The following is a 12,389-nucleotide window of genomic DNA, read 5'->3' as shown; positions in this document are numbered from 1 at the left end:
GGAAACAGAGAGAGGGGGAAGAACATGTCTTTCGACGTTCAGGACCTGCAGAACCTGCAGGAGCGTGAGCCGAGCACCTCGGAGTCGGCGCTGCTGAGCAACTGCATCAAGCACCCGGGTTGCACCGACACCAACTGATGAAGATAACGGCGTGCGGCTTGGCATCGGCCGCGCGCCGTTTCCAGATCTCCGAGAGGGCAGGCGTCGTGACGACCCGCAGGATCATCCGGCTGTTCACGCCGTACCGTCGTGCCGTCCTGCTCGTCGTGCTGCTGGTCGCGATCTTCTCCGCGCTGAACGCGGCCGTCCCGCTGCTCACCCAGGTCGTCTTCGACCGCGCCCTGTTCGGCGCGGGCGGCCCGCGGCCGGGCCTGCTGGCCCTGATCGCCGCTGTCGCGGCGGTCGTCGCGGCCGGGGCGGCGGGCGTCGACCTGGCCCAGGCGTGGATCTCGGCCCGCATGGCCCAGCGGATCATCCACTCCTTGCGTACGCGGCTGTTCGGCCATCTGCAGCGGATGCCGCTGGGCTTCTTCGCCGCCGCCCGGAGCGGCGAGATCCAGTCGAGGCTGGCCAACGACACCGACCAGATCGAGGACGCGATCAAGGACACGCTGCCCAGCCTGCTCGGCAGCCTGCTGGGGTTCCTGTTCGCGCTGGGGGCGATGTTCTCGCTGTCGTGGCGGCTCGCGGCGGTCACCCTCTGCCTGGCACCGGCCATCCTGTGGGTCACCGCCCGTTCGGGACGCGCGCTCAAGATCCTCTCCGCCGCCGGCCAGCGCGCCCGCGCGGAGATCGCCTCCATCGCCGCCGAACGCCTCTCCCTGGGCGGCATCACGCTCGCCCGGGTGCACGGGCGCGACGGCCACGAGGCCGCGGTGTTCGCCGCGGAGAGCGAACGGCTGGCCGGGCTGGGCGTCCGCGCGAGCCTGGCCGCTCAGTCGGTGCTGAGCGCGGGGCACATCTTCTTCGTCCTGACTCCGTACATCGTGTTCGTCGCGGCCGGGTTCATGGACGGGATCACGCCCGGCACGCTCATGGCGTTCGTGGTCCTGCAGTCGAGGCTCTACCAGCCGCTCTGGCAGATCCTGCACATCTCGACGGAGTTCCGCACCGCCCAGGCGGCCTTCGAGCGGGTCTTCGAGTACCTGGACCTGCCACCGGGACCGCCCCCGCCCGTGGGTGGAGCAGGGGCGGGTGAGGTGAGCGTCGCGGGCGCCTCGTACGCCTACGCGGGACCGGAGGGCGAGACCCGGTGGGCGCTCCGCGAGGTGACCCTCGACCTGCCCGCCGCCTCCGCCACCCTGATCGTCGGCCCGAACGGATCGGGCAAGACGACGCTCGGCCACCTGCTCGCCGGACTGTACGAACCGGCGGAGGGCTCCGTACGGACCGGCGGGCGCGTCTGCCTGGCCCCACAGGAGGCGCTGCTCTTCCAGGGCTCCATCGCCGACAACCTCCGCTACGCCGCCCCCGACGCCGGCCTGGACGACCTGGTCGCGGCCTGCACGACCACCAGGATGCACGAGCGGATCATGGCCCTGCCCGACGGCTACGACTCCGTGGCCGGCGAGCGTGGGGCACTGTTCTCCGGCGGTGAGCGCCAGCGCCTCGCCCTCGCCCGCGCGCTCCTGAGCGACGCGCCCGTCCTGGTCCTGGACGAGGCGACGTCCGCGCTCGACCCGCTGGCCGAACGCGAGGTCGTCCACGCGGTTCTGCGGCGTCGCAGGGGGCTGACGACGGTGATGATCACCCATCGGTTCGGGGGCCTGGACGCGTTCGACACGGTCGTCGTACTGGACGGCGGACGCGTGGCCGAGTCGGGCACGCCTCCGGAACTGCTCGGCCACCGGCACGGCCTGTACGCACGCATGGTCCGCGCCCAAGCCGTCCAGCGGCGCGCGGAGATCGCCGCTAACATGCGCTGATGCGGGTAAAGCTGCTGTCGTCCCTCAGACGGCTGGCCGCGATGAACCCTTTCATCGTCGACCTGGCTTTCGGCGCGGCGGTCGCCGCCATCACCTTGACGTTCCTGTTCTCCGTGGGCGGGACCGAGGCGGGTTACGCGGAGCGTCCCCTGGACGCCGCCGGCGTGGGATTGACGCTGGTTGCCAACCTCGTACTGGCCTGGCGGCGGCGCGCATCCCTCACCGTGCTGGCGATCTCCTGCGCCGCGGCGTTCGTCTTCCACCTGGCCGGTTACGACTCCAGGTTCAACGAAGTGGCGCCGCTGCTGGCGCTGTACACCGTGGCCAGCCGGTGGCGGCCGGCCGTGTCGCTCCCCTGCGTGCTTCCCATGACGGCCATCTGGTGGCACGCCGCGTTCCTCGCCCCGCCCGACTTCGCCTGGCCGAACGTCCTGCAGGTGAGCATCATGGTCGCCGTCGCCTGGACGTTCGGCAACAGCACCCGGATGCTGGTCGAGCGCAACAAGCAACTGGCCCACCTCACCGGGCGGCTGCGCCAGGAGCAGGAGGACAAGGCGCGGCGCGCCGTCATGGAGGAACGGGTGCGCATCGCCCGCGAGCTGCACGACGTGGTCGCCCACCACATGTCGGTCATCGTGCTCCAGGCGGGACTCGCCCGGTACGTCTTCGGCACCGACCCCGCCACCGCGCGCGGCGCGCTCACCACCATCGCCGACACCGGCAGCGAGGCCATGGGCGAGATGAGACGACTGCTGTCCGTCCTGCGCATAGAAGCGAACGACGACACCGATGGCTACGACCCGGCACCCGGCCTGCAACGGCTCGAACAGCTGGTGGAACGGGTGAACTCGGCCGGCCTGCCGGTGAAGATGTCGATCACCGGCGCCGTACGCCCGCTACCTCCGGGAATCGACCTGTGCGCCTACCGGAGCGTCCAGGAAGCCCTCACCAACGTGCTGAAGCACGCGGGCCCGGCGACGGTGGCGGTCTCGCTCCATTACGGCGCCGAGCTGAAGCTGCGCGTCACCGACGACGGCAGTGGACCGACGCTCACCCCGGACGGGGACGGTCACGGCCTGATCGGCATGCGCGAACGCGTCAAGCTCTACGGGGGCACGGTCACGGCCGGGCCGAAGCCGTCAGGCGGATTCGAGGTCTCGGTCACCCTGCCCCTGGCCTCCCCGGCTATGGACGATCGCCCCTCACAATGATGACGAACCTGCGATACTGCAGACTTACCAGCGCCCGCTAAAAGCCTCCCGGGCCCGCCTTAGAGGCGGGCCCGGGTCATTCTGGCTCTTTCACGAGGCCTTGTCAGGCCGCTCCGAGATGCGGATGGCGTTGACGATCGTCATGCCCTGCCGCGTGGCGAAGCGGACGTTGAGCTGGCCGTCGGTGACCTTCACCGTGTACTGCCTGCTGACGGCCGTGTACGTGCCCGCCTCCAGCGCCAGGTCCAGCGCCGGGATCGCGAGCTGCCCCTCGACAAGCACGTCGAAGACCCGGCGGCCGATCTGCGTCGACTTGACGTCGGCGAAGTCCAGCTCGACGGTGTACGTCCCGGCCGGCACGTTGTCGAAGCGGTATTCCAGCATCCCTTCGCGAGCCGACTTGAACAGCGCCTGGTCGTCGGTGCCCTTGATGGCCTTGGACGAGGTGGCCGTACGGGTCGAGGTGGCGATATACCCGTAGCCACCAGTGCTGTACTTCTTGTCGGCCGTCCACGCGTCGCCGGCGGTGTCGGTCACGGCCTTGGTGCCGCCGGCCTCCACGGCCACCTGGAGCTTGGGCACCACGACCGTCACCGTGACCTCGATGATCGGCTGCCGCCCGCTGGCCGACTTCACGATCAGCTTGCCCGAGCGGTAGGTGCCCGGCTGGACGCCGGTGCTGGACACGCTGACCTTCAGCGTGACCGCCTGCCCCTTGGCCAGGTCGCCCGCCGTCGGTGTGACGCCGATCCAGCTCTGCGCCGGGTCGGTGGTGACGGTGTACGCCGTGGGCGAGCCGAGGTTGGTCAGCTCCATCGTGCGGGCCCTGGCCGCGTTCGTGGGCATCACCACGGTCAGCTCGCTGACCGAGGCGCTGACCCGGCCGGTGACCAGCGCGGTGTCGATCCTGGTGACCGTCGTCGGCGCGATCGTCACCGTCTTGGTGAAGGTGCCGTAGTTCTCCTTCGACACCACCACCTCATAGTCGCCGGCCAGGACCTGCCCGTAGAAGGCGCCGTCCTCGCCGGTGGTGTAGGTGGCCACGTCGCCCACCTTCACCGTCGCGCCCGCCAACGGCTTGCCGTCGTTGGCGTCGGTGACGGTGCCGGTCACCAGGCCGTGCCTGCTCGCGATGAACGTCAGGCCCTGCCCGTTGGACAGCGCGGCCTCCTCGTTGGCGTACTGGAGCGCGTCGGTGCCCGTCGCGTTCTCGATGCCGATCGTGGCGCTGGTGCCCTTGTCGCGCTCGCTCTCGATGTCCTTGTAGCGGTAGCTCATCGTGCCGTCCTCGCCCAGCAGGGCCGCGAACGAGACACGCTGATCGGTGGCCGAGTAGAACTTCGCGTTGCGCCACTCGACCACGAACTGGCGGTGCGGCGCCGTCCCCGTGACGCCGGTGTAGACGCCGCTGTCGGCGTCCACCACCAGGTCGTCCCAGTACGGGTAGACGGCGTTGTTGGGCGTACCAGCGCTGGGCAGCTTGCCGTTGCTGCCGGTGACGACCCTGTCGGTGGCGAAGGTGGCGAACCCGTTGGTGCTGATCCACGCCTTGCTCTGCCCCACCCCGTAGAACGGGACCGGGAACGGCAGCGTCACCTGCTGCGCCTCGTCGTCGCCCGAGAGCGCGAGCTTGTCGGTGCCCGCGACGTACGGAGCGGCGGCGCTGCGGCAGGTGTAGCCGAAGTCGTCGCCGCGCAACGGCAGCTCGACGTCCTTGGTCACGTCCCCGGCCACCGTGACGGACGCCGTGGCGGCGCTGGCGCAGCGGGAGGCCGGAGTGATCGTGAGGTCGTAGGTGCCGTTCGGCAGCGACATCCGGTAGCGGCCGGCGGCGTCGGTGACCGCGCTGACGGGCGTGCCGGCCGCCTCGACCTTGGCGCCCGGCTCCGGCGTGCCCGCCGTGGTGACCGCGCCGGTCACCACGCCCGTGGCCTTCTGGGTCATCACCACGTCGGCGGTGGTGCTCTGGTCGGCCGCGATCGTCGCCGTCGCGCTGCCCTTGTCGTAGCCGAACTTCTCCGTGGCGATCTGGTAGTCGCCCGGCAGCAGACGCGGGATGACGTACGTCCCGTCCGTCCCGGTGACCACCGTACGGCTCAGCGGCCCGGACAGGGTGACCGTGGCACCGGACACCGGGCCGCCCGCGGCGGTGACCGTACCCTTGAGGTCGCCGAGACCCCCGCGCGGCGCGGCCGACACCGCGGCGAAGGCGTCCAGGCGGCCCTCGCCCCAGACGTTGTTGTCGGCGGCGGTGCCGCCGCAACTGGTGTCGTTGACGTCGATCGCGGTGCTGTCGAGCAGCGGCCGGGTGGCGGCCACGTCACCCTGGAGCCCCGGCGAGGCCGACCAGATCAGCGCCACCGTCGCCGCCAGGTGCGGCGAGGCCATCGACGTGCCCGTGTAGCTGTCGTAACCGTTGCCGGGCACCGAGGAGCGGACGTCCACGCCGGGGGCGGCCAGGTTCGGCTTGATCTCGCCGTTCTCGCCCTCGCCCTTGCTGGAGCGGGCGTACAGGACGTTGTTGACGTCGAAGCCGCCCGCGCTGTAGCTGCTCACATACTGGCCGGGCGAGCCGCTGGTACGGCAGGCGGGCCCCTCGTTGCCGTTGGCGAAGGCCGGGAAGATGCCGGCGGCGATCCACGCGTCGACGATCTCCTTGTACCAGGGGTCGAAGCCCACACCGCCCCAGGAGTTGTTGACGATGTCGGGAGCCAGGTCGGGGCGCGGGTTGGCGCCGTTCAGGTCGGTGGGGGCGAGCATCCACTGGCCGGCGGCGAGCAGCGAGGCGTCCGTGCAGGTGTTGACCTCACAGCCCTTGGCGGCGATCCACTTGGCGCCGGGCGCCACCCCGATGCCGTTGACGCCGACCATGGTGCCCATGACGTGCGTGCCGTGCCCGAGGTTGTCGCAGGGCGCCGCGCTCGGGCAGATGTGCGCCGGGTCGAACCAGTTGTAGTTGTGGTTCACGGAGCCGTCAGGGCTCCTGCCGCGGTAGGCGGCGGCCAGCTCGGGGTGATCGAACTGGGCGCCGGAGTCGATGGTGCCGACCACGATGCCTTCGCCGCGGTCGCCGAGCTCGTTCCAGACGCGTGGGGCGTTGACGCGGTCGATGTTCCACTCGACGGCGTTGACCTTCGCCACGGCCTTGCCGGGCTCCGGCTTCGGCAGCGACACGGTCCGTACGGGGTCGATCCGGTCCACTTCCGGCAGATTGGCGATCTCGGCCGCCAGTTTGGGGTCGGCGGTCACTCTGACGGCGTTGACGATCCAGTACGGGGTGTAGTCGGCCTCGTGGGAGTCCAGCAGCTTGCGCAGGGCCGCCTGCGAGCTGCCGGCCTTGGCGGTCTTGGCCTCGAAGACCTGCTCGGCCTTGTCGTCCTTGGTCGTGGCCCGGCGGGCGCCGCTGAGGTCGGCGGTGCCCTTCAGGCGTACCCAGAAGGTGGCCTTTCCGTCCGCTGCCAGGTCGGCCTGGACGGATTGATTGATCTTTCCCGGGTCGGGCGCGGCTTGGGCCACGCCCTGGGGGAGGATGAGGGTGACAGCGGCGGCGACCGCGATCAAGATCGCACGCCAATGGGGGGTGGACGGCACACGCTCTCCTTCACGCCATGGAGTAGAGCTGATCTTTACGCCTATGGGGAGAAGAGTGAAGAGAACGTGTCAGCTTTGCAAGGGCCCGACATGACTTGTCATGAAATGTGATCTGGTAACTGCAGCGGACGGCCGGCTGCCTGACCTCGCGCGTGCAACCGACGCGCACACAGCGGGGTGCATCTTGACCACGCCTATGGAGACGGCGTTGGCGACCAGAGCCCGGCCGCGGTTCCGTCCTCGACATGCTTGCGATAGGTGAGGACCTTGCCATGGATGATCTCCAGGCTCGCCGTCAAGTCGGCGATCTTGTCCCGGACGGTTCTCTCATGCTCCTCCAAGAGCGCGAGCCGCTCCGGCTCGTTGCCCGGACCTGATCGAACAAGCCGGGCGAACCTCTTCACGCCGGCGATGGGCATGCCGGAGTCCCGCAGCCGGTTGCACAGCAGGAGCCACTCCACATCCTCCGGGTCATAGACCCGCTGCCCCCCGGCTGTGCGCGGGATCGGGCGGAGGAAGAGCTCCTCCCGTTCGAAGAACCGCAGCGCGTGCACACCCAGCCCGGTCGCCTTCGCGACGTCGCCGATGGAAAGCCCGTCTCCAGTCGCGTTCTTACTCATGCCATTCCGCCTAGCTTGACCTAGATTGCAGTCTAGATTCTAACGTTCGAGGCATGGCAATCACGCAACACAAGCTCGGTTCGGGATTCGACGCGCACAGCACAGCGAACGACGTTCTGGCCGGTATCCAGCTATCCGGCAAGAACGTCCTGGTCACCGGCGGTTACTCGGGACTCGGCCTGGAGGCCACAAGCGCGCTGGTCCGCGCCGGGGCACACGTCATCGTGCCCGCCCGCCGTCCTGCGGTGGCGAGACAGGCGCTGTACGGCGTTCCGCGAACGGAGGTGCAAGAGCTCGATCTGTCGGACGCCGACAGCATCCGGACGTTCAGCCACCGGTTCCTGGAAACCGGCCGCACCCTCGACATCCTCATCAACAACGCGGGCGTCATGGCCTACCCGCACAGGCTCATCGGTTCCGGTTGGGAAGCGCACTTCGCCATCAACCACCTCGGGCACTTCGCTCTGGTCAACCGGCTGCGCCCGGCACTGCCCCCCACCGGCGCACGAGTGGTGTCCGTGGCCTCGTCCGGGCACTTCCTGTCCGACATCCGCTGGGACGACCCGCACTTCCGCCACGGCTACGACCATTGGCTGGCCTACGGGCAGTCCAAGACGGCCAACGCCTTGTTCGCCGTCCACCTCGACACCCTCGGCGCGGCCAGTGGCGTGCACGCCTTCGCGGTGCACCCCGGCAGCATCCTCACTGAACTACAACGGCGCATCCCCCAAGAGGAGCAGATCGCCCAGGGCTGGATCACCCGGGACGGCCGGCACGCCGACGGTTTCAAGACTCCGGCCCAGGGCGCGGCGACGGCCGTATGGGCGGCCACCTCGCCCCTGCTCGACGAGCACGGCGGCGCCTACTGCCAGGACTGCGACGTCGCAGAGCCCGCGATCACCGACGACATGCTCATCGGCGGCGTCAAGCCGTGGGCGGTCGATCCCGACTCCGCATCCCGGCTCTGGGCCCTCTCCAGCGAACTCACCGGGCTGGATGCATTCTCCTGACTCGGGGGTGAGGTCACCACGCGCCCTGGCTGGATCGTCTAGACCTGATTGGGGATCTGGTTGGGGATCGCCCCGCCGTAGCGCCTGTCGCGCTTGGCGAAGGTCTCGCACGCCTCCCAGAGATCACGGCGGTCGAAGTCCGGCCAGAGCCGGTCGAGGAACACCATCTCGGCGTAGGCAGACTGCCACAGCAGGAAGTTGGAGAACCGCTGCTCCCCCGACGACCGTACGAACAGGTCGACCTCCGGGATCTCCGGCTCGTCCAGATAACGGGCGAACACCTTCTCGTTGACCTTCGACGGCTTGACCCGGCCCGCCGCGATGTCGTCGGCCAGCCGTAGCGCCGCCTCGACGATCTCCGCCTGGCCGCCGTAGTTGACGCAGAACTGCAACGTCAGCTTGCGGTTGTCCTTGGTCAGCTCCTCGGCGGTCTGCAGCTCGGAGATCACGCTCTTCCACAGACGGCCCGGCTTGCCCGCCCAGCGCACCCGTACGCCCATCGCGTGCAACTCGTCACGGCGACGCCGGATGACGTCGCGGTTGAAGCCCATGAGGAAGCGGACCTCGTCGGGCGACCGCTTCCAGTTCTCCGTGGAGAAGGCGTACGCGGAGAGGTAGGGAATGCCCAGCTCCAGCGCACCCTCAATAACGTCGAACAGCGACGCCTCGCCGGCCTTGTGCCCTTCGGTGCGCGGCAGCCCGCGAGCCTTGGCCCAGCGGCCGTTGCCGTCCATGATGATCGCCACATGCTTGGGCACCAGGTCACGCGGGATCGGCGGCGCAACCGCGCCGGACGGATGCGGCGTCGGGGGTCGGACGTTCACACAGTCTCCCTCGCTATTTGCTCCCTTTCGACGTGCCGGAGAGAGCGTATTCCGTGTTCGAGGTGCCATTGGAGATATGCGGCGACGAGGCCGCTGCATTCGCCGCGATGCCGTGACTGCGACGCGTCGGCCGTGGCCCAGTCGCCGCGCAGCAGCGCGGTCATGAGCCCGATCGTCTCCCCCGCGGGCACCACCGATCCGGACGGTTTGCACGCCCCGCACACCACGCCACCGGCCACGATGGCGAACGCCCTGATCGCCGGGGCCTGGCACCGGGCGCACGCGTCCAGCGCGGGGGCGTAGCCGGCGACCGCCAGGGAGCGCAGGAAGTAGGCGTCGAGCACCAGCCTGGCCTCGTGCTCGCCATCGGCCAGCGTACGCAACCCGCCCACCAGCAGCAGGAACTGCCGCAGCGCCGGCTCCTTCTCGCCCTGTGTGAGCCGGTCGGCGGTCTCCAGCATCGCGGTGCCCGCGGTGTAGCGGGGATAGTCGATCGCCAGCGCCTCGCCGTAGGGCCTGATGGTCTCCGCCTGCGTGACGACGTCGAGGGTGCGGCCGGTGTGCAGCTGCAGGTCGACGTGGGTGAACGGCTCCAGCCTGGCCCCGAAGCGCGAGGTGGTGCGGCGCACGCCCTTGGCCACGGCGCGGACCTTGCCGGTGCGCTTGGCCAGGATGGTGACGATGCGATCGGCCTCACCGAGCTTCTGCGTGCGCAGAACCACGCCTTCGTCACGATAGAGACTCACTCGCCCATCCTATGGCGCGCCAAGGTCATGCTCGGGTGGAGTGGCTTGGCGAAGCCCGGGTGGAACGGTGGCGCGAAGCCCGGCTGGATCGGCTCCGCAGAGCTCGGATGGAGCGACTTTGCGCAACCCTCACTAGACTTTGACGTCCGTCCCCGCTCTACCCGTTGTTCAACCCCCCGCAACCGCCTCGAAAGGGAGTCATGACCCGCGTGGTCCTGCTGGGCTCTTCGCCCGGCCCCGACACCGCTCCGACCGGCCTGAGGCTGGCCGCGCTGCCTGGCAATCCCACCGTGGCCGAACGGCTGCGCAGCCAGATCCTCTCCCTGGATCCGCAGCCGGCCACGATCGAGCCCGGCGACGTGGCCTCCGCTCTGCGCGCGCTGGCCGACGTAGCCGAGTCCGCAACGGAGAACCTGTTCCTGATCCCGGACAACTCGATCGTCCACGACGAGCTGATCTACCAGATCACCAAGGCCAAGCGCGGCGCGCTGGCCCTCGTCGCCAAGGAGCCGCGCCCGGACGTGGTCGACCAGGCGCAAGAGGACATCGTCCCGATCGACGAGGCGGAGCCCGAGATCGGGCTCAACAAGCTCGAAGGGCTGCCCGTCCGCGCCCGCGCCGGCAAGTCCCGCGTCATCTCCGTCGGCACCGCCAACCACGCCGTGACCAGGCCCAACACGGTGCTGCTCGGCCCCCTGCACGTGAGCGCGCGCAACGCTCCCATGCTGGCCGAGACCTGCCGCGAGCTCGCCGACATGGCCGGCTCGTTCGGCGCCGACGACGACCTGATTCAGCTGATCGTCTTCGGCCTGGTCCGCAAGGGCGTGTCCGTCGGCATCCGCGGCCGCCGCGACCTCTTCTACCGCCGGGTCACCACCCAGGAGGAGGTCAACGAGGCCGGCACCGAGATGTCCGGCATCGACGAGGACCGGGCCAGACTCGACAACGCGGTCAAGGGTGCGGACGGCTTCTTCACCACCTATTTCGTCTCCACCTACTCCCGCTTCATCGCCCGCTGGGCCGCCCGCCGCGGCCTGACGCCCAACCAGGTCACGCTCATCTCGATCACGCTCGGCGTGCTCGCCGCGGCCTGCTTCGCCACCGGCGCCCGGCCGTGGATGGTGGCGGGCGGCGTGCTGATCTACTTCGCCTTCGTCTTCGACTGCGTCGACGGCCAGGTCGCCCGCTACGCCCGCAAGTTCGGCGTACTCGGCGCATGGCTCGACGCCACCTTCGACCGCTTCAAGGAATACGTCGTCTTCGCCGGCCTGGCCATCGGCTGGGTCGTATCGGGCAACGGCGATGACATCTGGATTCTCGCGCTGGCGGCGCTGGGCCTGCAGTCCACCCGCCACCTGCTCGACTTCTCCTTCGGTGTCTCCAACCGCCGCAAACCGCCCGCCCAGCTGCCCACGCTGCCCCTGGACGCCCCCGACGACCGCGCCCTGCGCAAGGCGCTGGAGCGTCGTAAGGTGGAGCGCAGCCAGGGCATCCGCGGCGTGCTCAAGATGTGGACCCGCGCCGGGCGGTTCCGAGCGGTGCACTGGGCGCGTAAGATGATCGTCTTCCCCATCGGCGAGCGGTTCGCGGCCATCGCGATCACCGCCGCCCTCTTCGACGCCCGCATCACCTTCCTCACCCTGGTGATCTGGGGCTCCGTCGCCGCCGCCTACACCCTCACCGGACGCCTCATGAGGTCGCTCGCATGATCACCGCACCACTGGCCGCAGCTACTCCCACGCCGGATCCCGACGAGGAACGCCGCCGCATCCAGACCGCCCGCCTACTCGCCTACCGCGACGACGGCCCCCTCGTACACGCGCTGGCGGGCCGCATCGGCAAGGGCATCCCGCCGGTCCCGGCCACGCTCATCGCCCTGCTGGCGGTCGTGGCCGTCACGGTCGCCGGCGTGCTGAAGCCCGGCCCCATCCTGCTCGTGCCCCCGCTGATCGTGCTCCTGCTGGTGCTCCCGACCGCGCCCCGCGACCACCTGGGCCGCCTCGACTGGCTCACCCCGCCGCTGCTGCGCGGCGCCGAGTTCCTCACGATCATCGCGGTGGGGCTGGCGGCCGACGTACCGAAGTGGCTGCTGTTCGTGCTCGTGTACGTGGTGGGTTATCACACCTACGACACCGTCTACCGGACACGGCAGAGCATCTGGCCGCCCGCCTGGGTCTTCCACGCGGGGCTCGGCTGGGAGCTGCGCCTGCTGATCATCGGAATCGGCGCGGCGCTGGGCGTACTGACGCCGGTGCTGGCGGTACTGACGGCGTACCTGTTCGTACTGTTCGCGGTGGAGAGCGTGACCAGTTGGGTCCGCCTCGACAAGGCGTCCGCGCAGGCAGGCGCCGACGCCGAACAGGACCTGGAGGCGTCCCCGGAGGACGCCATGGAACAGGCCACAGGCGAGGCCGAGAAGGGCTGACTTCCCTCCCTCATGCACCACCCCCGTGCGTCATGCG

9 protein-coding genes are annotated in these 12,389 nt (G+C 69.6%); 5 read left to right on the top strand and 4 right to left on the bottom strand.

Annotated features, from left to right (window positions below):
• The first annotated feature begins 206 nt into the window (after positions 1-206).
• Together ACIBO2_RS40510 and ACIBO2_RS40505 are read left to right on the top strand one after the other, a co-directional pair.
• Positions 207-1,925: an ABC transporter ATP-binding protein gene (locus ACIBO2_RS40510; RefSeq protein ID WP_397303785.1), complete on the top strand. Its 1,719-nt coding sequence runs from the start codon at positions 207-209 to the stop codon at positions 1,923-1,925.
• Complete coding sequence (locus ACIBO2_RS40505) at positions 1,925-3,136, top strand: sensor histidine kinase (protein ID WP_358535758.1); 1,212 nt, start codon at positions 1,925-1,927, stop codon at positions 3,134-3,136. The genes ACIBO2_RS40510 and ACIBO2_RS40505 overlap by 1 nt, the downstream gene beginning before the upstream one ends.
• Before the next feature lie 90 nt (positions 3,137-3,226).
• Here the strand turns inward: ACIBO2_RS40505 and ACIBO2_RS40500 are convergent, their stop codons facing one another.
• Both ACIBO2_RS40500 and ACIBO2_RS40495 read right to left on the bottom strand, forming a co-directional pair.
• A complete protein-coding gene (locus ACIBO2_RS40500) occupies positions 3,227-6,727 on the bottom strand; it encodes a S8 family serine peptidase (protein WP_358535756.1) in 3,501 nt (1,166 codons plus the stop codon).
• Between the two features lie 194 nt (positions 6,728-6,921).
• Positions 6,922-7,347: a MerR family transcriptional regulator gene (locus ACIBO2_RS40495; protein WP_357947537.1), complete on the bottom strand. Its 426-nt coding sequence runs from the start codon at positions 7,345-7,347 to the stop codon at positions 6,922-6,924.
• 53 nt (positions 7,348-7,400) lie between these two features.
• Here ACIBO2_RS40495 and ACIBO2_RS40490 point away from each other — a divergent pair, with 53 nt between their 5' ends.
• A complete protein-coding gene (locus tag ACIBO2_RS40490) occupies positions 7,401-8,357 on the top strand; it encodes an SDR family NAD(P)-dependent oxidoreductase (RefSeq protein WP_397303782.1) in 957 nt (318 codons plus the stop codon).
• Positions 8,358-8,395: 38 nt separating this feature from the next.
• Here the strand turns inward: ACIBO2_RS40490 and ACIBO2_RS40485 are convergent, their stop codons facing one another.
• Together ACIBO2_RS40485 and recO are read right to left on the bottom strand one after the other, a co-directional pair.
• The gene (locus tag ACIBO2_RS40485; RefSeq protein WP_358174189.1) at positions 8,396-9,181 is read right to left on the bottom strand and encodes an isoprenyl transferase; all 786 of its coding nucleotides are present in this window, start codon (positions 9,179-9,181) and stop codon (positions 8,396-8,398) included.
• Positions 9,178-9,927 carry a DNA repair protein RecO gene (recO, locus tag ACIBO2_RS40480; protein ID WP_358535752.1) on the bottom strand — a complete coding sequence of 250 codons (750 nt, stop codon included), beginning with the start codon at positions 9,925-9,927 and terminating at the stop codon, positions 9,178-9,180. Before recO ends, ACIBO2_RS40485 begins: the two co-directional genes overlap by 4 nt.
• 200 nt (positions 9,928-10,127) lie before the next feature.
• Between recO and ACIBO2_RS40475 the strand changes: the two genes are divergently transcribed.
• Positions 10,128-11,636: a CDP-alcohol phosphatidyltransferase family protein gene (locus ACIBO2_RS40475; RefSeq protein ID WP_358535750.1), complete on the top strand. Its 1,509-nt coding sequence runs from the start codon at positions 10,128-10,130 to the stop codon at positions 11,634-11,636.
• Entirely contained in the window at positions 11,633-12,352 is a 720-nt protein-coding gene (locus ACIBO2_RS40470) for a DUF5941 domain-containing protein (protein WP_358535748.1), read from the top strand. The genes ACIBO2_RS40475 and ACIBO2_RS40470 overlap by 4 nt, the downstream gene beginning before the upstream one ends.
• Positions 12,353-12,389 lie beyond the last annotated feature (37 nt).

The organism is Nonomuraea sp. NPDC050022 (assembly GCF_044460705.1).
Classification (GTDB): Bacteria; Actinomycetota; Actinomycetes; order Streptosporangiales; family Streptosporangiaceae; genus Nonomuraea.
The sequence above is the reverse complement of the archived record's forward strand: the minus strand, read 5'-3'. Positions and strand labels throughout refer to the sequence as shown.